The 19,490-nt window shown below is 69.5% G+C and carries 21 protein-coding genes and 4 pseudogenes; 22 read left to right on the top strand and 3 right to left on the bottom strand.

Going from position 1 to position 19,490, the window contains the following annotated elements:
• Window positions 1-100: 100 nt before the first annotated feature.
• The 12 genes and pseudogenes from trmD to AB0O91_RS21990 all read left to right on the top strand — a co-directional run bounded on the left by trmD (window position 101) and on the right by AB0O91_RS21990 (window position 9,697).
• Complete coding sequence (trmD, locus tag AB0O91_RS22045; RefSeq protein WP_363435852.1) at window positions 101-919, top strand: tRNA (guanosine(37)-N1)-methyltransferase TrmD; 819 nt, start codon at window positions 101-103, stop codon at window positions 917-919.
• Window positions 920-1,073: 154 nt separating this feature from the next.
• Window positions 1,074-1,424 carry a 50S ribosomal protein L19 gene (gene rplS / locus AB0O91_RS22040; RefSeq protein ID WP_030243502.1) on the top strand — a complete coding sequence of 117 codons (351 nt, stop codon included), beginning with the start codon at window positions 1,074-1,076 and terminating at the stop codon, window positions 1,422-1,424.
• A gap of 77 nt (window positions 1,425-1,501) precedes the next feature.
• A complete protein-coding gene (lepB, locus tag AB0O91_RS22035; RefSeq protein WP_363435765.1) occupies window positions 1,502-2,347 on the top strand; it encodes a signal peptidase I in 846 nt (281 codons plus the stop codon).
• Window positions 2,331-3,299 (top strand): signal peptidase I, encoded by a 969-nt coding sequence (gene lepB / locus AB0O91_RS22030; RefSeq protein ID WP_363435763.1) that lies wholly within the window; start codon window positions 2,331-2,333, stop codon window positions 3,297-3,299. The genes lepB (AB0O91_RS22035) and lepB (AB0O91_RS22030) overlap by 17 nt, the downstream gene beginning before the upstream one ends.
• A gap of 243 nt (window positions 3,300-3,542) precedes the next feature.
• On the top strand, window positions 3,543-4,556 hold the full coding sequence (gene lepB / locus AB0O91_RS22025) for a signal peptidase I (protein WP_363435761.1): 1,014 nt from the start codon (window positions 3,543-3,545) through the stop codon (window positions 4,554-4,556).
• A gap of 145 nt (window positions 4,557-4,701) precedes the next feature.
• Window positions 4,702-5,457, top strand: a complete 756-nt coding sequence (gene lepB / locus AB0O91_RS22020; protein ID WP_363435759.1) for a signal peptidase I — start codon at window positions 4,702-4,704, stop codon at window positions 5,455-5,457.
• Window positions 5,458-5,569: 112 nt separating this feature from the next.
• On the top strand, window positions 5,570-6,043 hold the full coding sequence (locus AB0O91_RS22015; protein WP_363435758.1) for an NUDIX domain-containing protein: 474 nt from the start codon (window positions 5,570-5,572) through the stop codon (window positions 6,041-6,043).
• A 55-nt stretch (window positions 6,044-6,098) separates the two neighbouring features.
• A complete protein-coding gene (locus AB0O91_RS22010) occupies window positions 6,099-6,425 on the top strand; it encodes a DUF2469 domain-containing protein (protein ID WP_030056781.1) in 327 nt (108 codons plus the stop codon).
• 168 nt (window positions 6,426-6,593) lie between these two features.
• A complete protein-coding gene (locus AB0O91_RS22005) occupies window positions 6,594-7,097 on the top strand; it encodes a YraN family protein (protein WP_363435757.1) in 504 nt (167 codons plus the stop codon).
• Window position 7,098: 1 nt separating this feature from the next.
• Window positions 7,099-7,356: pseudogene (locus AB0O91_RS22000) on the top strand (magnesium chelatase domain-containing protein); the annotation flags it as partial.
• Window positions 7,357-7,389: 33 nt separating this feature from the next.
• Entirely contained in the window at window positions 7,390-8,997 is a 1,608-nt protein-coding gene (locus tag AB0O91_RS21995) for a recombinase family protein (protein ID WP_363435756.1), read from the top strand.
• Between the two features lie 101 nt (window positions 8,998-9,098).
• Window positions 9,099-9,697: pseudogene (locus AB0O91_RS21990) on the top strand (IS5 family transposase).
• Window positions 9,698-9,902: 205 nt separating this feature from the next.
• Here AB0O91_RS21990 and AB0O91_RS21985 read toward each other — a convergent pair.
• Window positions 9,903-10,301: a hypothetical protein gene (locus AB0O91_RS21985; protein ID WP_363435755.1), complete on the bottom strand. Its 399-nt coding sequence runs from the start codon at window positions 10,299-10,301 to the stop codon at window positions 9,903-9,905.
• 854 nt (window positions 10,302-11,155) lie between these two features.
• Here AB0O91_RS21985 and AB0O91_RS21980 point away from each other — a divergent pair.
• Window positions 11,156-11,739 (top strand): annotated as a pseudogene (locus AB0O91_RS21980) (IS5 family transposase); the annotation flags it as partial.
• Between the two features lie 21 nt (window positions 11,740-11,760).
• Here AB0O91_RS21980 and AB0O91_RS21975 read toward each other — a convergent pair.
• The gene (locus tag AB0O91_RS21975) at window positions 11,761-13,002 is read right to left on the bottom strand and encodes an IS110 family transposase (RefSeq protein ID WP_363435754.1); all 1,242 of its coding nucleotides are present in this window, start codon (window positions 13,000-13,002) and stop codon (window positions 11,761-11,763) included.
• Between the two features lie 362 nt (window positions 13,003-13,364).
• Between AB0O91_RS21975 and AB0O91_RS21970 the strand changes: the two are divergent.
• Window positions 13,365-13,619: pseudogene (locus tag AB0O91_RS21970) on the top strand (transposase); the annotation flags it as partial.
• 30 nt (window positions 13,620-13,649) lie between these two features.
• Here the strand turns inward: AB0O91_RS21970 and AB0O91_RS21965 are convergent.
• Window positions 13,650-14,354 (bottom strand): helix-turn-helix transcriptional regulator, encoded by a 705-nt coding sequence (locus tag AB0O91_RS21965; protein ID WP_363435753.1) that lies wholly within the window; start codon window positions 14,352-14,354, stop codon window positions 13,650-13,652.
• A gap of 113 nt (window positions 14,355-14,467) precedes the next feature.
• On the opposite strand from AB0O91_RS21965, the gene AB0O91_RS21960 reads away from it, so the two are divergent.
• The 8 genes from AB0O91_RS21960 to AB0O91_RS21925 all read left to right on the top strand — a co-directional run bounded on the left by AB0O91_RS21960 (window position 14,468) and on the right by AB0O91_RS21925 (window position 19,444).
• Entirely contained in the window at window positions 14,468-14,683 is a 216-nt protein-coding gene (locus AB0O91_RS21960; RefSeq protein ID WP_363435752.1) for a helix-turn-helix domain-containing protein, read from the top strand.
• The gene (locus AB0O91_RS21955; RefSeq protein ID WP_363435751.1) at window positions 14,680-14,859 is read left to right on the top strand and encodes a hypothetical protein; all 180 of its coding nucleotides are present in this window, start codon (window positions 14,680-14,682) and stop codon (window positions 14,857-14,859) included. The genes AB0O91_RS21960 and AB0O91_RS21955 overlap by 4 nt, the downstream gene beginning before the upstream one ends.
• 408 nt (window positions 14,860-15,267) lie before the next feature.
• Window positions 15,268-15,837, top strand: a complete 570-nt coding sequence (locus tag AB0O91_RS21950; protein WP_363435750.1) for a hypothetical protein — start codon at window positions 15,268-15,270, stop codon at window positions 15,835-15,837.
• Window positions 15,834-17,372, top strand: coding sequence for a phage/plasmid primase, P4 family (locus tag AB0O91_RS21945; RefSeq protein ID WP_363435749.1), 1,539 nt, complete (start codon window positions 15,834-15,836; stop codon window positions 17,370-17,372). The genes AB0O91_RS21950 and AB0O91_RS21945 overlap by 4 nt, the downstream gene beginning before the upstream one ends.
• A gap of 479 nt (window positions 17,373-17,851) precedes the next feature.
• Entirely contained in the window at window positions 17,852-18,313 is a 462-nt protein-coding gene (locus tag AB0O91_RS21940; RefSeq protein WP_363435748.1) for a hypothetical protein, read from the top strand.
• A gap of 106 nt (window positions 18,314-18,419) precedes the next feature.
• Window positions 18,420-18,647, top strand: coding sequence for a hypothetical protein (locus AB0O91_RS21935; RefSeq protein WP_363435747.1), 228 nt, complete (start codon window positions 18,420-18,422; stop codon window positions 18,645-18,647).
• Window positions 18,644-19,090 carry a hypothetical protein gene (locus AB0O91_RS21930; protein ID WP_363435746.1) on the top strand — a complete coding sequence of 149 codons (447 nt, stop codon included), beginning with the start codon at window positions 18,644-18,646 and terminating at the stop codon, window positions 19,088-19,090. The genes AB0O91_RS21935 and AB0O91_RS21930 overlap by 4 nt, the downstream gene beginning before the upstream one ends.
• A 102-nt stretch (window positions 19,091-19,192) precedes the next feature.
• Window positions 19,193-19,444: a helix-turn-helix transcriptional regulator gene (locus AB0O91_RS21925; protein WP_363435744.1), complete on the top strand. Its 252-nt coding sequence runs from the start codon at window positions 19,193-19,195 to the stop codon at window positions 19,442-19,444.
• The last annotated feature ends 46 nt before the right edge of the window (window positions 19,445-19,490 follow it).

Raw genomic sequence — 19,490 nt, 5'->3', positions numbered from 1 at the left:
CGAGCCGGCGGCCGGGGCGGCGGTCCGGTCGGCGGTCGAAGGCGTGAACGAGGTCGTGGGTGAGGTCGCGGCCGAGGTCGGCGGTGGTGTCCGGACCGGGATGCGGATCGACGTCGTGTCGATCTTCCCCGAGTACCTGGAGCCGCTGAACATCTCGTTGGTCGGCAAGGCCCGGGCCCGTGGTCAGCTGGACGTTCACGTCCACGACCTGCGCGAGTGGACCCATGACGTGCACCGCACGGTGGACGACAGCCCGTACGGCGGCGGCCCCGGCATGGTGATGAAGCCGGAGCCCTGGGGCGAGGCGCTGGACGCGGTGCTGGCGGGCGGGCCCGCGGGCGAGCTGCCTACCCTGGTCGTACCCACCCCGAGCGGGCGCCCGTTCACCCAGGAGCTCGCCCAGGAGCTGGCCTGCCGCCCCTGGCTGGCGTTCACCCCCGCGCGGTACGAGGGCATCGACCGCCGGGTGATCGAGGAGGCGGCCACCCGGATGCCGGTGGTCGAGGCCTCGATCGGCGACTACGTGCTGGCCGGCGGCGAGGTCGCGGTGCTGGTGATGGTCGAGGCGATCGCCCGGCTGCTGCCCGGCGTGCTCGGCAACGCCGAGTCCCACCGGGACGACTCCTTCGCGCCCGGCGCGATGGCCGACCTGCTGGAGGGCCCGGTCTATACCAAGCCCGCCGAATGGCGCGGCCGGACGGTGCCGGACGTGCTGCTCAGCGGCAACCACGGCAAGATCGCCCGCTGGCGCCGGGAGCAGGCCTTCGCCCGCACCCTGGCCAACCGGCCGGACCTGGTCGGGCGCTGGCAGCACGGCTCCTTCGACAAGAAGGACCGGGCGGCGCTCAGCGTCCTGGGCCTGGCCTGGGACGAGGAGCTGGGCCGATTTCGGTCCGCAGCCGGTGATGTGGAAGAATAGGCCGCTGCTGTCTGTCGCTGGTTCCCTTCCGTAGGGAGCACGTGGACCGGCGCCCCCGCCACGGGGGGATCGCCGCCAGCCGATGCGGCCCGCAGCTCACCCCATTGTGACGAACTTCCGTGGGCGGCCCGTGGCGCCTGCGATGGAGAGCAACATGAGCAACAAGCTCGCTGCTGTCGACGCGGCCTCGCTGCGCACCGACATCCCGGCGTTCCGCGCCGGTGACACCCTGAAGGTTCACGTCCGGGTCATCGAGGGCAACCGCTCCCGTGTCCAGGTCTTCCAGGGCGTCGTCATCCGTCGCCACGGCGCCGGCGTCGGTGAGACCTTCACCGTCCGCAAGGTCAGCTTCAACGTCGGCGTGGAGCGCACCTTCCCGGTGCACACCCCGGTCGTCGAGAAGATCGAGGTCGTGACCCGCGGTGCGGTTCGCCGCGCCAAGCTGTACTACCTGCGTGACCTCCGCGGCAAGGCCGCGAAGATCAAGGAGAAGCGCGACCGCTGATCCACCGCCCCCCGGCCACGCCGGGGGACCGGAGCGCCCAGAGGGGCCGAGCCACCGCAAGGTAAGCTCAGCGCCCGATGAGCACGCACGAACCACCCGCGGACCGCGACGGCAGTCCCGCACCCACCGGTGCGGACTCGCTGTCGCGGTCCGCGGTCGTTTCCGGACCGGGGCGGGAGGCCGGACCGCCGCCGGACGCGGATCGCGACCCGGAGGGCGAGAGCGCGGAGGAGGGCGAGGAGCCCGGGCGGTCGCGTTCGCGGGACCTGTTGCTGTTGGTGGGAATCTGCCTGGCGGCCCTGCTCCTGGTGAACGCCTTCGTCGCCCGTCCGTTCACCGTCCCCTCCGGTTCGATGGAGGACACCCTGCGGCCCGGCGACCGGTTGATCGCCAACCAGCTCGCCTACGCCTTCGGCGGCCACCCCCGGCGCGGCGATGTCGTGGTCTTCGACGGGACCGGCTCCTTCCTCCCCGAGTCGGCCGCGCCACCCGGTTTCTGGGACAGCCTGCGCTCGGCCGGCCGGGACCTCGGGCTGGCCCCGGCGGGGAACACCGTCTACGTCAAGCGCGTGATCGGCGTCGCCGGGGACCGGGTGCGCAGCACCGGACCGGGTGCCCGGCTCACCGTCAACGGCGTACCGGTGGACGAGTCGGCCTATCTGGCCCCGGGCGACCAGCCGTCCGAGGTGGCCTTCGACATCGTGGTGCCGCGCGGCAAGCTGTTCGTCCTGGGTGACCACCGGAGCGCCTCCCGGGACTCGCGCGACCACCTCGGGGAACCGGGCGGCGGCTTCGTCCCCGAGGACAAGGTGATCGGCCGGGCGGACTGGGTGGTCTTCCCGTTCTCGCGCCTGACCGGGCTGGACCGGCCCGCGGCCTTCGCCACGATCGCGGGGACGGGCGGTCATGGGGAGCAGGGGTAGGGGGCGGGGCGCCGACCGCCCGGTCCTCGTCCCGGAGCCGGGCGAGGACGGGGACAGCTCCGTCGGAGCCAGCGGGGCCGTCGGGGTCGCCGATCCGGTCGTGCCGGTCCGCGGCCGCGCCGACCGCCGGCGCAGCGCCAGACGCGCGGCCCGTCGGCGCAAGCGGTCGCTGCTGCGCGAGTTCCCGTTGATCATCATGGTGGCGCTGGTGGTGGCGCTGCTGATGAAGACCTTCCTGATCCAGGTGTTCGTGATCCCTTCGGGCTCGATGGAGCAGACCATCCAGGTCGGGGACCGGGTGCTGGTGGACAAGTTGACCCCCTGGTTCGGCAGCGAGCCGCAGCGCGGCGACGTGGTGGTGTTCAAGGACCCGGGCGGGTGGCTGGAGGGCGACCACAAGCCGCCCGCGGACGGTCCGGTCCTGGGCCCGGCCAAGGACGTGCTGGCCTTCGTCGGGCTGCTGCCCTCCGACAACGAGCAGGACCTGATCAAGCGCGTGATCGGTGTCGGCGGGGACACCGTCGAGTGCTGCGACGCGCTGGGGCGGCTCAGCGTCAACGGCCGGGCGGTGGAGGAGCCGTACCTCGCAGCGGGCAACCCGCCGTCCCGGCAGCCGTTCAAGGTGCAGGTGCCGAAGGGACGGCTCTGGGTGATGGGGGACCACCGTGACGTCTCCGCCGACTCCCGCTTCCACATGGGCAATCCGGGGCAGGGCACCGTCCCGCTCGGCGATGTGGTCGGTCGCGCGTTCCTGATCACCTGGCCGCTGGACCGCCTGCATCAACTCGATGAACCGGGTTCACTCTCCGCTCTCTCCGCGGCGCCGCAGCTCGGCGGAACTGCGCCGGATTCGATGGCTGTTGGGCCGCTTCCTGTGGAACCTCCGCTCGTTATGGGGGTGTTGGGCATCCTTCCGTTCGTCGTTCGTCGTTCGGGGCGGCCTCCGAAGTGAGCCTCCCCGGCCGTCGAGCGGCCGGAGAACGCGTGTGGAACCGCGAGTCGGATGCCTTGGAGTGATAGAGAAGTGCAGGTGCGGCCGGGAGTGGTCCCGGTCGTGCGTCGTGGCCGTGTGGGGTGTCAGGGGAGTCCGCCGTGGGCAATCCTGATGCGTTCATGGTCGTGGCGAGCGTGGTGCCCGCTGTGCGGCACTCTGAGCGCGGGCGCGCGGGCGTCCGCACAGCAGGGAGGAGACGTTGTGGGGGATTTGGTGATCGGTGCCCGCTCAGGCGCCGGGGAACCCGAGGGCCCGGGCGGCCGGGTGGACCGGTCCGCCGAGTCCTCGGCGCCCTCCGCCGAGGAGGCGGCCGCCCAGACCGGCGACGAGCACGGCTCGGACGGGCACGCCCCCGGGGCGACCGGCTCCGGTGAGCCGCCGCAGTCGGGGAGCGGGTCGGTGGAAGAGGGTTCGGGCGATCCGGCCAAGCCGCGCAAGCAGCGCTCCTTCCTGAAGGAGCTGCCGATCCTGGTCGGCATCGCGTTGGTCCTGGCCCTCGTGATCAAGACCTTCTTCGTCCAGGCGTTCTCCATTCCGTCCGAGTCGATGCAGAACACGCTGCAGGTCGGCGACCGCGTCCTGGTGGACAAGCTGACTCCCTGGTTCGGGGCCGAACCCGAGCGCGGAGAGGTCGTGGTGTTCCACGACCCGGGGGGCTGGCTGAACGACGAGCCGACCCAGCAGAGCAGCAACTCCTTCGTCCGCGGGGTGCAGGACGTGCTCAGCTTCGTCGGGCTGATGCCCTCCGCCAACGAGAAGGACCTGATCAAGCGGGTCATCGGCGTCGGCGGGGACACCGTCGAGTGCAAGGGCGACGGGCCGGTCCTGGTCAACGGCGTGGCGCTCAACGAGCCGTACATCTACCCGGGCAACACCCCCTGCGGGACTCAGCCGTTCGGCCCGGTGAAGGTGCCGAAGGGCAAGATCTGGGTGATGGGCGACCACCGTGCCGACTCGCTGGACTCCCGGTTCCACATGGACCAGCCGGGCGGCGGGACCGTGCCGGTGGACAACGTGATCGGCCGTGCCTTCACGGTGGCCTGGCCGATCAACCACTGGTCGACGCTCCCGGTGCCGGACACCTTCGACCAGAAGGGCCTGGCGGCGGGGGCCTTGCCGGCCGCGCCTCCCGTGGCCGGTGCGGTGGGGGCCGTCGCCCTGCTTCCGCTGGTGCGTCGGGTGCGGGCCCGAAGCGACCGTCGGAAGGACGGCTGAGCTCCACCTGCTCCTCCCCGACCCTTGCGCGGGCCGTGGTACCGACGAGTAATCTGCTCGGACGTGCCACGGCCCGTCGGCGTTCGCGCCCGAGCCACCGGCGTGCCAGTGGTGTTCTCCGGTCGGCCAGAGGTGGACGGTGTCGATGAGCAGTGTCGTGGAACAGTCGGCCGACCGCTCGGACGCGCCCGCCCGGCCCGGCCGCCGGCCCGCCGCCGTGCTGCAGGGCGTCGCGCTGGCGCTCGGACTGCTGATGATGATCGGCGGCTTCGCCCTCATCGCGGTCGACTACCGGCCGTACAAGATCCCCACCGCCTCGATGCACCCGACGCTCCAGATCGGTGACACCGTGCTCGCCCGCAAGGTCGGCGGCGGCGCCGTCGGCCGGGGTGACGTGGTGGTCTTCCGCGACCAGGCCTGGGGCGGTGAGCTCATGGTCAAGCGGATCGTGGCGGTCGGCGGCGACACCGTCGCCACCACGGCCGCCGACCACCGGCTGACGGTCAACGGGCAGCCGGTGGACGAGCCGTACCTCGCGACCCAGGGCAGCCAGGGCGAATCGTTCAGCGTGACGGTGCCGCAGGGGCGGCTGTTCCTGCTGGGCGACAACCGGGTGGGCTCGCTGGACTCCCGCACCCACCTGGAGGTCGACGGCGGGACCGTCCCGGCCACGGCCGTCGAGGCCAGGGTCGAGGCCACCCTGCTGCCCTTCGGCCGGACCGGCCTGCTGGACCGGACCACCGCCTTCGACGGCTTCTCGGGCCCGAGGGCCTCCGACCCCGGGCCGCTCGAGCCGGCCGCCTACGCCACCGTCGCCGGTGCGGCGCTGATCGTGGTGACCTCGGCGCTGGGCGGGGTGGCGGGCCTGGCGCGCCGACTCCGCCGGGGGCGCAGCTCCTGAGCGCGGACGTCGCAGGTCGGGCCGCTCTGCCGAACATCGCCCCGGACGGACGCGGCGGGTGGCAGGATCGGTAGCGCCACCGATGCGAACGGAAGGAGCGTGGAGCGCTGCCATGACAGCACAGCGTCGCAGGGCGGCGCGGATCCTGCTGCTGGACGGGCTGGACCGCATCCTCCTCTTCCTGGGCGCCGACCCCGCGGTGCCCGACCGGACGTGGTGGTTCACGCCCGGGGGCGGCTTGGAGCCGGGGGAGGACGTGCGCGGGGCCGCCGAGCGGGAGCTCGCGGAGGAGACCGGCTTGCGGGGTGTGGACCTGGGGCCCTTGGTGGCGTACGGCACGGTGTCGTTCTCCTTTCGGGGACAGCGCTACGAGCAGGAACAGTGGTTCCACCTGGCCCGGACCACGGAGACGGGTCTGGACCACTCGGGCATGGGCGAGGACGAGCACGCCCAGCTGCTCGCGGCGCGCTGGTGGACGGTCGAGGAACTGCGGGGGACCGCCGAGACGGTCTATCCGGTCGGACTGGCGGACTTCCTGGGGCGGCTGCTGGCAGAGGGCCCGCCGGTGGATCCGGTACGGCTCTGAGCGTGGGTGCGGTGGTCCACAATGGGTGGACGTGACAAGTTGAGGGGACGCCTGGATGAGTGCCGAAGATCTCGAGAAGTACGAGACCGAGATGGAGCTCAAGCTCTACCGGGAGTACCGGGACGTCGTCGGCCTGTTCAAGTACGTGATCGAGACCGAGCGACGGTTCTACCTCACCAACGACTACGAGCTGCAGGTGCACTCGGTCCAGGGCGAGGTGTTCTTCGAGGTGTCGATGGCGGATGCGTGGGTCTGGGACATGTACCGGCCGGCCCGGTTCGTCCGCAAGGTCCGGGTGCTGACCTTCAAGGACGTGAACATCGAGGAACTCGCGAAGAGCGACCTGGAGCTGCCCTCGGACGAGTCCGGCTTCGGGAACTGACGTTGGACGACTCCGTCCCGCGTTGTCCAGCCGAATTTCGCCTGACGGGGGCTTCTCACTCCTGCGGGTGACAAGAGTTGTCCACAGGCCCGGGTTATCCACAGGGAAGCGGAAATTCCCGGCCCCGCCGCGCACGGTGGTGCAGCCTCCTCGGCGGAGGTGGTCACCATGCAGAACACCGTCGTGCAGGACCAGGCCGTACCGAACGCGGCCGCAACCGGGGCGGCCGGCCCGGCCGATCCGGACCGCACCACCAGGAACGGGCTCGGCCGCTACGGCGAGCGGGTCGCCGCCCGCCACCTCGCGGAGGCGGGGCTGCGCATCCTGGACCGCAACTGGCGCTGCGTCGAGGGCGAGCTGGACATCGTCGCCCTCGACGGCGACACCGTCGCCGTCTGCGAGGTGAAGACCCGCTCCGAGCGGGGTTTCCAACAGCCCAGCGAGGCCATCGACCGGGCCAAGGCCGCCCGGCTGCGCCGGTTGGCGGAACGCTGGCTGGCCGAACGCTGGCCGGGGCACTTCGCCCGACTCGCCGGGCCCGGGTACGACCCCGGGCCGTCCGATCCGCAGTGGCCGCCCGCCCCACCGGGCGGGGTGCGGATCGACCTGGTGGCCGTGGTCAACCGGGCGCGGGGTGCGGCCCTGGTCGACCACCTGCGGGGGGTGGTCTGAGATGGCCTTCGCCCGCACCTGTTCCGTCGCCCTGGTCGGGGTCGACGGAGTGATCGTCGAGGTCCAGGCCGATCTGGAGCCCGGGGTGGCCGCGTTCACCCTGGTCGGCCTGCCCGACAAGGCACTCACCGAGGCCCGTGACCGGGTCCGCGCCGCGGTCTGCAACAGCGGTGAGGCCTGGCCGCAGCGCAAACTGACCGTCGGGCTCAGCCCGGCCTCGGTGCCCAAGAGCGGCAGCGGCTTCGACCTGTCAATGGCTTCCAAAAAACTCTTTTAGCGCTACCCTGCTGACATGCAGACACGAGCAGCAGAAGGCGGTGCGCGCCGCCGAGTCGTCATCTACTGCCGGATCAGCGACGACCGGGAAGGTAAGCGCGAAGGCGTCGACCGCCAGGAGAAAGAGTGCCGCCGGCGAGCCGAGCGCAACGGCTGGGACATCGTCGCCGTTCTTGTCGAGAACGACCTCTCGGCGTACTCCGGCAAGCCGAGGCCCGAGTACGAGCGGATGCTGCAGATGCTCCGATCGGGTGAAGCGGATGCGGTGCTCGCACTGTCACCCAAGCGGCTGTATCGGCAGATCAAGGATGCCTTCGACTTCTTCGACCTCATCGTCCAGAAGAACATCGAGGTAGAGACGATCAAGCAAGGGCGGTTCAACCTGTCGACGGCTGAGGGTCGCAAGGACGCGCGCAGGGCAGCCGTCGATGCGCAAGGCGAGTCCGAGGAGATCTCCGAGCGCGTGCGTGACAGCAAAGCTGAGACGCTCGCGCAGGGCGAGTTCCGCGGCGGTCCACGTCCGTTCGGCTATGAGAGCAACGGGGTCACCCTGCGGTCGCTCATCTGCCCGGAGTGCTCGGCCGTCGAGGGCTTCGATGCCGATCGCCGATGCGGCGCCTGTGGCGCCGAGGCTGCGAATCTTCCTGGTAGTGAGGCCTGGCACGTCGAGGCCGCGACCGACGCCATCATCGCTGGCGAGTCGCTCCGGTCGGTCTGTAGCACCCTCGCGGCCCAGGGCGTTCGCACAGTGGCCCGCAGGTACCGCCAGGAGGATGGCAGCAAGGGCGAGCCCGAATCCCGCGACTGGCAGCCCAGCGAGCTTCGTAAGCTCCTCTTGCGCCCCCGCAGTGCTGGCCTGATCGACCACTACGGCGAAATTATCGGCAAAGCTGGATGGCCAGCCATCGTGCCCGAGGATAAGTGGCGGGCATGCAAGGCGATCCTGGAGGCGCCCGAGCGACGCACCACGACCACGAACGCCCGAGTCTGGCTCGGCTCCGGCTTGTACGTGTGCGGGGTTTGTGGCGAGACCGCTCGTGGGTCCACGACCGGGGTCGGCGGCAAGGCGAAGGCGGGAGAGGGTGAGAAGACTCATCGGCCGGCCTACCGATGCCGGACGGGCAAGCACATCGTCCGGGACGCGTACGCCTTGGACGCCTACGTCGAAGGCCTGGCAGTGGACCGCCTCTCAAGGTCGGACGCTGCCGAACTGCTGCTGCCACCCGTCGCGGAAGGGCCGTCGCGACAGGAACTGGCGGCCCTGGCCAATACCCTGCGAGCCAAGCTCGACAGCATTGCCGCCGACTATGGCCAGGATCTGATCACCCGCAAGCAGATGCTCGACTCGACCGCGTTCACCCGGGCGCGGCTGGAGAAGATCACAGCGGAGATGGTTGCCCAGACATCCGGCTCGGTGCTCGCGTCGCTGCCGCTTGGCACTGAGGAGATCGCCCAGCAGTGGGAGGGCTACCACCTGGACAAGAAGCGCTCGATCATCGACGCGATCATGACCGTCACCATCAACAAGGCTCGGCGGGGCCGACAGCCCGGATTCGTACCTGGCAGTGGCACAGGTTACTTCGATGACTCCACGATCGACATCGAGTGGAAGAAGCCACGCTGAACGACACAACGTGAGCAAGGCGCCCCGCACGGGCTGTGGTTCGTGCGGGGCGCTAGGAGTCGTCTTCAAAGCTGATCTAGTGTTGAGGGATCATGGCGGTCATGGTGCGTCGTCATGAGTTGTCGGATGCCGAGTGGGCGGTGCTGTCGCGGTTCCTGCCGGCTTCGGGGGTGGCCGGTCGTCCGCGTTCGGACGACCGGCTGGTGTTGAACGGGATCGTGTGGAAGCTGCGGACCGGTACGTCCTGGCGGGACGTGCCGGAGCGCTACGGCTCGTGGCAGACGCTGTACACGCGGTTCCGCCGGTGGGCGCTGGACGGCACGTTCTCCCGGATGCTCCAGGCGATCCAGGCGGAGAAGGACGCGGCCGGGGACATCGACTGGCTGGTGTCGGTCGACTCCACGATCGTGCGGGCCCACCAGCACGCCACCGGGGGCAAAAGGGGGCAGCCGACCGGGACGAAGCGGGTGATCACGCCCTCGGCCGCTCCCGCGGAGGACTGAGCACCAAGCTCCACCTGGCCTGCGACGGCCGGGGCCGCCCACCCGGATTCGACCGCCGTGTCTACCGGCTCCGCAACGTCGTCGAACGCTGCTTCAACCGGTTGAAGCAATGGCGCGGCCTGGCCACCAGGTATGACAAGACCCGCGAGTCCTACCAGGCAGCCGTCACCGTCGCCTCGATCCTGCTCTGGATCTGACCTTTGAAGACGATCTCTAGTGCGATCAGCTCGCCTCGGTTGCAGCCGCTCGCCCGGTTTGCTGAGATGATCGACAGCGGACCGCTGGTCGTTCTGATCCGGATGTCGGCGTCCCCGTTGATGATCAGCGACGCAAAGGTGTCCCTGAAGCGGGGGTTGGCCAGTGTGAACGTCCAGTTACTTTTGCTTCTTGATGTTCCCGCTGTCAGGGGCCGGCCGGCTCTTGCGCGGGGCACAGTTGGCGGTTCAGGTGTCGGCCATCGTGGATGACCGTGTCGCCTGCCGCCACTACCTGCACCATCCGTGCGTACATAGGGTCCTGCCGCTCATCGCTTCCGCCCCACCACTTCTCGAAGGCGTCGAGGATCAGCTCTGCTTGGAGCTTTCCTTGATTATTGGCGTCCATCTGGCTGCCGGCGCCTGTGGCGGAGTTACCGTAGTCGATGTTGTAACCCGGTAGGTCAGTGCCTATCACGATCGCTGCGTGAAAGAGGCCCGGACGCCCTCCGGTGGCCGCGGCGTGCCATTGGACGACGTGCCGCGTGGCGAACTGCTCAGCCGCAGATCCATGGGAGCGGACCGTATCCTTGAACTGCTCAACCATTTCGGGATGCGCCAGCAGAGTGCTCGCCGGAACGGCAGTCCTGCTGGGGTACATGGAAGGGCCAGCGCATCTCGTTTCTGCCGTGGTCTCAGGTTTGTGCGTGTCGTTCAGCAGGCCCGTACACCCTGCCGAGCAGGCCAGTAGAACGCATACCGCCGTGGTGTGCCGTAGCTTTTTGATCATCCCCACCCAGAGTCCTTTCGGCCGCCTGGCCATCGTTCCGCCACGGGATGATCTTTCCATGCGGCTGGAGCCGGGGAAGGTCGAGAGCGTGCTTCGAGGTCTCGGGAGTGCAGTCGGGCCAGCAACCGAGCCTCAGCGCCGGCGGCGCACACCCGCTCCAAGCCGCGGTCCCCAACACCTGATCGGCATCGTGCCAACTGTGAAGCGGGGCGATGTGGGCGATCGTAGCGAGTTGGTTGGTGACTACCCCGAGGGCTGAGCCTGCCTGGCCCGTGCGGTCGACTACCTCTCCGCAGGCTTTGGCCGTGTGCAGCGCCCGCTGAAGGCTTATTGGGGACTCCGGCGAGGACGGCCTGGTCCCTTTCCGCGGTCAGGTGGCCGAGCTTCGTATCAATCCGGCTTGCCGAGGTGGCGTCCGTGATCCGGTTCGGTAACTCGGCCGAGGACGGCAGGCGCGAGCCTCTCGCGCTTCCAGGCGAGCGGCTTTGGAGCGAAAGGCGAAGCATTCGATGGGGGTGTTCAAGCGGGGCCCCGGTGGGGGCAATGGGAACCGGTGTGCTCGTAGACCTGGCGCGGGCCTGGCAAGGGCGGCGGTAGATGGTTCGGCGTCGGGCTAACGCGGATGCCTGGCCTAGGAGTCGTCTTCAAAGCTGATCAAGTGTTGAGGGATCATGGCGGTCATGGTGCGTCGTCATGAGTTGTCGGATGCCGAGTGGGCGGTGCTGTCGCGGTTCCTGCCGGCTTCGGGGGTGGCCGGTCGTCCGCGTTCGGACGACCGGCTGGTGTTGAACGGGATCGTGTGGAAGCTGCGGACCGGTACGTCCTGGCGGGACGTGCCGGAGCGCTACGGCTCCTGGCAGACGCTGTACACGCGGTTCCGCCGGTGGGCGCTGGACGGCACGTTCTCCCGGATGCTCCAGGCGATCCAGGCGGAGAAGGACGCGGCCGGGGACATCGACTGGCTGGTGTCGGTCGACTCCACGATCGTGCGGGCCCACCAGCACGCCACCGGGGGCAAAAGGGGGCAGCCGACCGGGACGAAGCGGGTGATCACGCCCTCGGCCGCTCCCGCGGAGGACTGAGCACCAAGCTCCACCTGGCCTGCGACGGCCGGGGCCGCCCGCTCGGCTTCGTCCTGACGGGCGGCAACACCAACGACTGCACCCGCCTCGAAGCCGTGCTGGAAGCGATCCGGGCCCCCAGGGTCGGGCCGGGGCGAGCGCGCACCCGGCCCGACCACCTCATCGCCGACAAGACACCCCATGCAGTTATCGGGTCAAGCGGCTGCGGCGAGTGGCGGCGTTTTCGGTGGGGCGAACGCGATCTCCTCGTCGAACTTCTGGCGGCTGGTGAGGCAGTGGTGGAGCTGGCCGATCATGCGGTTGAAGAGGTGGCGGAGGGCCGCGTGGTAGCGGTCGCCGGTCTCTCGTCGGCGGTTGTAGTGGTTGTGGGCGCCGGGTGAGGCGGTGAGTGCGGCGAAGGCCCAGTGCCTGCCGGTCGCGGCCAGGCGGCTGTTCTTGATCCGTCGGTGGCTGACGCGCCGGCTCTTGCCGGATTCCCTCGTCACGGGGGCGCTTCCGGCGTAGGCCTTCAGATCGCGGGCGGTGTCGAACCGGGTGCGGTCGTCGCCTATTTCGGCGAGTATCCGGGCGCCGGTGAGTACGGCCAGGCCCGGGAAGCTCGTGATGATCTCCGCGTCGGGATGCTGGAGGAAGAGTTCCTCGGTTGCGGCAGCCAGGTCGTCGCAGGCCTGGCAGGCCGCTTCGAGTTGGGCGAGCAGGGCCAGTGTCTGGCGGCCCATCGCCGTTTCCACCAGCGCCGGCTGGCGGAGCCAGGTCCGGTGGAACACCTCGAGCAGGCGGTCGGTCTCGGCGTCTATCCGGCGCTGGCGGCCGGCCCTGGTGACGGCGGCCTTGAGTTTGCCGCGGGTGAGTGTGGCGGCCTCTGCCTGGGTGGGCGCGATCGACAGGACCGCGCGGGCCTCCCGTGCCAGCAGCCGCTCGCGCTTGCCCGTGAACGCCTCCAGGATCGCCGGGTAGTACTCGCGCAGGTGCGAGCGCAGGCGGTTGTGGGCCCGGGTGCGGTCCCAGACCGCGTCCTGCTGAGCCCTGGCGAGGACGGCGATCGCCTTGACCAGGTCGGAGTCACTGGGCAGGGAGCGGTGGAGCTCGGCGTCGGTCCGCAGGATGTTCGCCAGGACGACGGCGTCCTGGTGGTCGGACTTCTTGCGGGAGACGGCGTGGCGGTCGCGGTAACGGGCCACGGCCATCGGGTTGATCGCGAAGACACGGCGTCCGGAGGCTCGCAGGCAGGCCACCAGGAGCCCGCGAGAGGTCTCGATCGCGACCGGGATCGGGTCGTCGGGCGTGTCGCCGTGCTCGGCGAGCAACCGCAGCAGGTCCTGGAAGCCCGCCGCGTCGTCACTGATCCGCAGCTTGCCGAGCAGGCGGGTCTCAGAGTCGACCACCGCCACATCATGATGGTCCTCGGCCCAGTCGATCCCGCAGGTCACGTGCATGCGCGCCTCTTTTCGATGCTCCGGTGTCCGTCGGCGTCGAGCCGCGGTAGGACCACTCGGCGACCTAATAGAAGCGCTCGCCGGCGCACCACCCCATCAGCCGTCCGTGGCCCCAGCTGATCTCAGGGTCCTCGCTCTCGTGAAGAGTTCCACGGCTCCGGCTGATCAAGAGGTGGCCCTGGGAACGGCTCGAACCACGGCACGCTACGGCGGCCCGGCCCCGAGTGGCAGGGGCCGCGCACGCGTCGCTCTTGTCGAAGCGCTCGAAGCACGGCTTACAGATCAGACGTCTCGCCCGGTCCCTGCCAAGGTCGGGAAGCTCCGGCCTTGATGCCTATTAGGGCTACAGCTCCCGGAAGATCCGCGCCTACCTACGGCGGCGCGGCATCCCCCACACCATCCCCGAACGCGTCGACCAGACGCTCGGACGCCTGAACCGAGGCTCGCGCGGCGGCCGCCCACCCGGCTTCGACCGCCGTGTCCACCGGCTCCGCAACGTCGTCGAACGCTGCTTCAACCGGTTGAAGCAATGGCGCGGCCTGGCCACCAGGTATGACAAGACCCGCGAGTCCTACCAGGCAGCCGTCACCGTCGCCTCGATCCTGCTCTGGATCTGACCTTTGAAGACGATCTCTAGCGCGCGTGGTTTAACTCCCGGAAGTCATGTCGCGCACGGGGGCGCCCGGATGGACAGGTGGGAGATTCTCGACGATCCCGTCCAGCTCGATCCCCAGCTGGGTGTGGCGCCGATGTGCCATCCGCCCCAGGGCGGCGAGCCCGGCACGGTCCATGTCGGGTGCTGGTGCCACCAGGTCGGTGACTACGTCCTCAAGGTTGCGGATCATTCTGATCGCCGAGTGGTCCTCGGCCCTTCGCCGCTCTTCCGGCTGGGCGAGAGCCCGGTAAGCGGCCTGCTGACGCGCGAACTCTTGCTCGCGCTCGTATGCGTCCTGAGAGATTGCCGGGTCCGCTCCAGGTCCGGCCAGATCGACGCCATCGGCCCGTTCCAATTCCATCGCGGTGCGCTGGCCCTCGGCCCACTGCCATGCGGTGCGGCTGGCGACACTGACGCACTCGGTCAAAGCGACCGGGGTGTCGCTCGATGTCGGCGGCAGCAGCAGCGTCGTCGGGCTCACGTTCAGCGCAAGGGCCAGTGCAACCAAGTCGTCAACGTCCACGCGCCGTTCGCCGCGCTCAATCTTGCTGACCACGGTAGGGAGCATGGGCCGGCCAACTTCCCGGAGCCGGGCTGACAGGTCTTTTTGATGCAGCTGGCGTGCCTTGCGAATCCGCTCCACGTTCTCCGCTACCCGGCCTGCGGTCGGGCCACTGATCACTGCGTTGGAAGCCATGATGGGGATTCTCCTCCACAGGGTAGACATCCTGCAAGCTACCGATCTATGCTCCATGCAATGGCGAACTCATTCGCCAAAGTAGTCATTCTGCTACTTGTCTTGGAGTGCTCATGCATCAGAGTGATGCTAGTGATCTCGAAATCTGGCTAACGCCTCGCGAGGCGAGCCTGATTCTCAAGGTGGCGCCACAGACGTTGGCCAACTGGAGGGCGCTCGAAAACGGGCTGCCCTTCACGAAGCTCGGTGACGGGCCGGCTGCTCGCGTCCGCTACAGCCTCAGAGATATCGAGGCCTTCATGCGGCGACGGCGCAGGGCAGTGGCGTGATGTACGCCGAGATGAAGGCCCAGGAAGCCGAAGCCCGCGGGGATCACGCCCGGGCCGCCTACTGGCGGCGCATCAAGGCGAAGGTTGACGAGGCTCCGCTGCTTACGCCAGCACAGGTCGCCCAACTGCGAATCCTGCTGGCGCCGCAGTCGACGGGTAGCCGCGACGCCGCCTAGCACCGGAAACGACCCCGGCCCGGACGCCGGTGCTCACCGACGTGCCTGCGGGGGCACCAAGCCCAACACGGACATGACGAAGCCCAGGTGCATCCCGCCAAGCAGGTCCCGGGGCTGCTTGCCCCGCCATTCGCCGGGGCGCGCCCTCGCCCTCCCTACCCACTTACTCCCACAGCCCGGAGACCCCGTGCACACCATTCCCGGCAGCCCGAGGGCAGAAGCGGCCAGCCACCAGGACGAACCCTTGGATGCCGACCGCCGGAGCTCCGGGGTGAAGTTCCACGCCTTTCTTGCAGCAGCTGGCGACGTTCTCGCCGAACAGCCCAGCAAGCGCAGTACCCGCGCCGCTGGTCTCCGTCTCCACCGGGCACTCACCGCTCTCGTCGACGACGTCGCGGGGAGGAAGGCATGCTGACAATCCAGAACGAGGCGCAGCTGACCCGCCGGTCGGAGGACGCCGTTCGGGAGGACCGGAAGGTTCGCGCCGCGGTGCAGGCATGGGAGCGTGGACAGCTTGCCGCCCTGGAGGTCGACGGACGGCACGCCGAGATCACCTACGGTTCCCAGGAGTGGTTGCAGCTCCCGCTCGACGACCCGCGACGCGCGGCAGCCCTGATCCGCGCGGCTGCCGCATGGCGGGAGCACTGCGCAGAGCTGCCGGAGCGGGTCATCTGCGAGGCGAAGGCCGATGTCGAGCTCGGTCAGGGGGTGCGGGACGAGATCGCCGCGGAGGTTTACGCACAGCTCGCCGCCGAGCAGGCTGCCGACTGGGGCCTCATCGCTGGCTGGGCCAAGTCCTTGGCGAAGGTGCCCGGCGTCGAGGAGGGGGACCGGGCGCGGAGGTTCGCTCCGGCCCGTGAGCCCGCCGCGTCGGTGGCCTGGCCGCCCGTAGCGATCCCCGGCCAGCCGGGCTGGCACCGTCACATGGTCAACGGCCAGCAGGTCGACCGCGCCGACGTGCAGGGAGCTGCGGCGTGACCTCCTTCGACAGTTCCTCGGTCGACCCCATGGTCCGCGGCCTCATGTCGGTTCCCGCCCCCGCCGGCCCCGTGGACGAGGACTGGGACGACACCCTGTACGGCGGCCCGTACGCGGAAGACGCCGACGCCGTCGAGCGCCCGCTGGAGCTGCCCAGCCCCGCGAACCCGATGGCTGTGGCCCGACAGCTTGAGCCGGAATGGCGACGCCACGGCTTCCTGGTCCTGCGGAACTGGCGTGGAACGTGGATGCGATGGGCGGGTCCGCACTGGGTTGAACTGGACGACGCCGCCGTACGGGCAGAGCTGTATCCACGCCTGGAGCACGCAACATTCGAGGGGGCGGACAAGGACGGCAAGGTCAAGGTGATGCCCTGGGCCCCGACCCGGGGCAAGGTGAGCAACCTCATCGAGGCCATCGCCGCGATCACCCACCTGCCGTCCGACATCGAGGTCCCGACCTGGCTCGCGGCTCCCGAGCCCGAAGGCGATCACGTCCAGGTCATCGCTGCGCGAAACGGTCTGCTGGACATCCGTAGCCGGCAGCTCCATCAACTCACCCCGGCCTACTTCAACCGCGTCTCCGTCCCCTTCGACTACGACCGCAACGCGCCCGCTCCGGCCAGGTGGCTCGGATTCCTCGCCGAACTGTGGCCAGATGATCCGGGCGCCGTTGGGGCGCTCCAGGAGTTCTTCGGGTACGTGATCTCCGGGCGCACCGACCTGCAGAAGATCCTGCTGATCATTGGCCCGCCCAGGTCCGGGAAGGGCACGATCGCCCGGACCATCACCGATCTGGTCGGGAAGGCCAACATGGCTGGCCCGACGATGTCCAGCCTGACTACCAACTTCGGTCTCTCGGACATCATCGGGAAGTCCCTCGCGATCGTCGCCGACGGCCGGCTCCCACGGCAGGGCGCTGAAACCGTAGTCGAACGTCTGCTGGCCATCAGCGGCGAAGACACCATCACCGTCGACCGCAAGCACAAGGACCCGTGGTCTGGCCGCATCCCAGCCCGCTTCATGCTGCTGAGCAACGAGCTGCCCGCGTTCGCGGACGCCTCTGGGGCCATCGCGTCCCGTCTGATCATCCTGACGATGACCAACTCGTTCCTGGGACGTGAGGACACCACCCTCGATCGCGACCTGAAGAAGGAACTGCCCGGCATCCTCAACTGGGCCTTGGACGGGCTTGCCCGGCTCGCCGAGCGAGGCAGGTTCCTGGAACCGGAGTCGTCGGCGGAGGCCGTCGCCATGCTGGCTGCCAGCGTCTCGCCGATCAAGGCATTCCTCGGGGAACGGTGCGTGGTCGCGCCGGACGAGCAGGTGTCCACGGAGATGCTGTTCGAGGCGTGGAAGGACTGGTGCGACCTCTCCGGCCGTGACCGCAAGGGCACGAAGGAGACGTTCGGCCGCAATCTGCTGGCGGCCATCCCTGGTCTACGGCGGTCCAGGAAGCGCGTCGGCGGGCTCCAAGTGCCGATGTACGTCGGTCTCAGGCTCATGACGGCTCAGGACCGGGAGGACAGTCCGTGAGCCGGGTGTGCCGGGCACTGTGCCGGGTGTGTGCCGGGTACGGATAGGCCTATTTCTGCAGGTGATCCGGGCTGTGCCGGGTGTGCCGGGTTTTCTCAAAAAGCTTCGCGCGTGAGAGGTCCCAGAGAGTAGCGCGCAAATAGAGCTGCAATGCCAAGTCACCCGGCACACCCGGCACACCTACCTTCCCCAGGCCTCTCAACAGCCACTTTGCTGTGCCGGGTTGCCCGGCACAGCGCGAGACGAACCCGGCACACGGCCCAGGAAGCTCACGAACGCCCCAAGCGGATGAACCGCCGACGCCCTTCCTGGCTGACCAAGGCATCACCGTTCACGTCGGCTGCTGCCCCTCGCAACCCGTCGTCCGCGTTGACGGCCGAACGCCACGACCACCCCACGGTCGTGACTGTCGGCCCCAGGCCCGAGCGTCATGACCAGCCGACACCAGCTTAACTGCCTCAGACCCAAGGAACACAGCCATGCCCAATCACCCGTCGATCATCGCCCGCCCCACCCACACCGGCTTCCACGGCCGGTACGTCACCAACGACGGCCACCCCGCCGACCGCATCCCCCAACTCCTGCACCTGTACCACCGCGCCTACCGGCACGACCTCGACGCGATGCTCGACTTCCTCATCGATCAACACCCCGCCGGCTGGTCCCAGATCGGCACCGACCCCACCGCCGACTGCGGGTGGATCAACCCGTGCCCGCCGCGGGGCGACCGCGGCTTCCGCTGCTACTGCCACGGCGACCGCAGTGAGCCCGAGGGCCTCGTGACGGAGGTGACCGCGGACCCGCTGTGGGACGAGTGGATCTACGTGCTCCGGCCGGGCGGCATCACGGTCACGGCCGCTACTCCAGACGGCGGTGCCTGGCTGAAGCCGGAGTTCGTCGCCTGGTCCGACGGCGGAGGCCCCTGCATCGCAGCGGCCTGATCCAACGACTTGCCGGGCTCGGGCCCATCCGCAGTGAGCCCGCTCCCGGCACCCTCCAGGGTCCGGCATCCGGCCGGGCCCGGCCAACCCAGCAAGGAGCAGCACCATGAACTACACCTCCGAGACCAACCCTGTCCCGCACGTGCGCGCCAGACGCCTCGCCACCACCGGCCACCTCCAGGCGATCGTGAGGTGCCCGAAGTGCAGCGAGCTGCACCGGCACCTGGGCCTGGGCGTCCGCCGCGGCCCGTGCGGCATCACCTACGTCGTCCAGACGCCCCGCATAGCGGCCCCGCGTCTGGTCCGCGTCGCGCTCGCGGAGGCCGGCCGATGACCGGGCCCTGGGAGACCTTCGACGGCATCGTCCCCGAGATCCAGCACGAAGGCCTGGCCTTTCACGCCGCCTTCAACGAGGCCCGGCAGGCAGCCCGGCACGTCGGGGAGTCCACCGATGTCCGCGAGTACGGGCGTTGGGCCTGGCAACAGCTCACCCCCGTCCAGCGGGCCTACGCCCTCGACAGCCTCTTCAGCGCCTACTTCCGGCGGATCCACGAGGAGGAGACCCAGCTGCGGCACCGGGCCGACACGGAGGCCGGCAGGACCTACCTCCACCCGGACGACCTCGTGACGCTCAGCGAGTCCCTGCTCTACCAGGACGGCGACGGCGAGGGGGCGACGGTCACCACCCTGGCGTCCTCCCTGTCCAACGTCCTCGCCGAACTCGAACTGCTGCGGTACCAGCTGTGCCAGGCCCATGCCGTCGCGGAGGACGAGTGAGAGAGACGATCGCGCACCGCCTCCGCGTGGACCGGCTCCACGCGGAGGCGCCCGGTTGGCCCGGCGCTGGTTGGCAAACATGCGGTCGGCTGTTCGGGGGCGATGGTCTTGTCGGGCGGTGACGTGCCGGCGCGGGGCCTGCGAGAGCGCCGGGTGCCACCGCCCGAGCTCGGCAGGGTGCTGCGGGCGGCCCGGCAGCGTGCCGGGCTGGGCCTGCGCGAGCTCGGCCGCCTGGTCCGGCTGTCCCCGGGCTACCTGGTGAACCTGGAGAGCGGACTGCGCTGTCCGTCGCGGACGCCGCGGTCAGGCTCGCCGACGCGCTTTCGCTCGCCGAGGGTGAGCGGGCTCTCCTGATGGGCGCCGCGGTTGGCGATGCCGGCCTGGACCACCCGTGGCGGAC

This window comes from Kitasatospora sp. NPDC089797 (assembly GCF_040684795.1).
In the GTDB taxonomy this organism is placed as follows: domain Bacteria; phylum Actinomycetota; class Actinomycetes; order Streptomycetales; family Streptomycetaceae; genus Kitasatospora.
The sequence above is the reverse complement of the archived record's forward strand: the minus strand, read 5'-3'. Positions and strand labels throughout refer to the sequence as shown.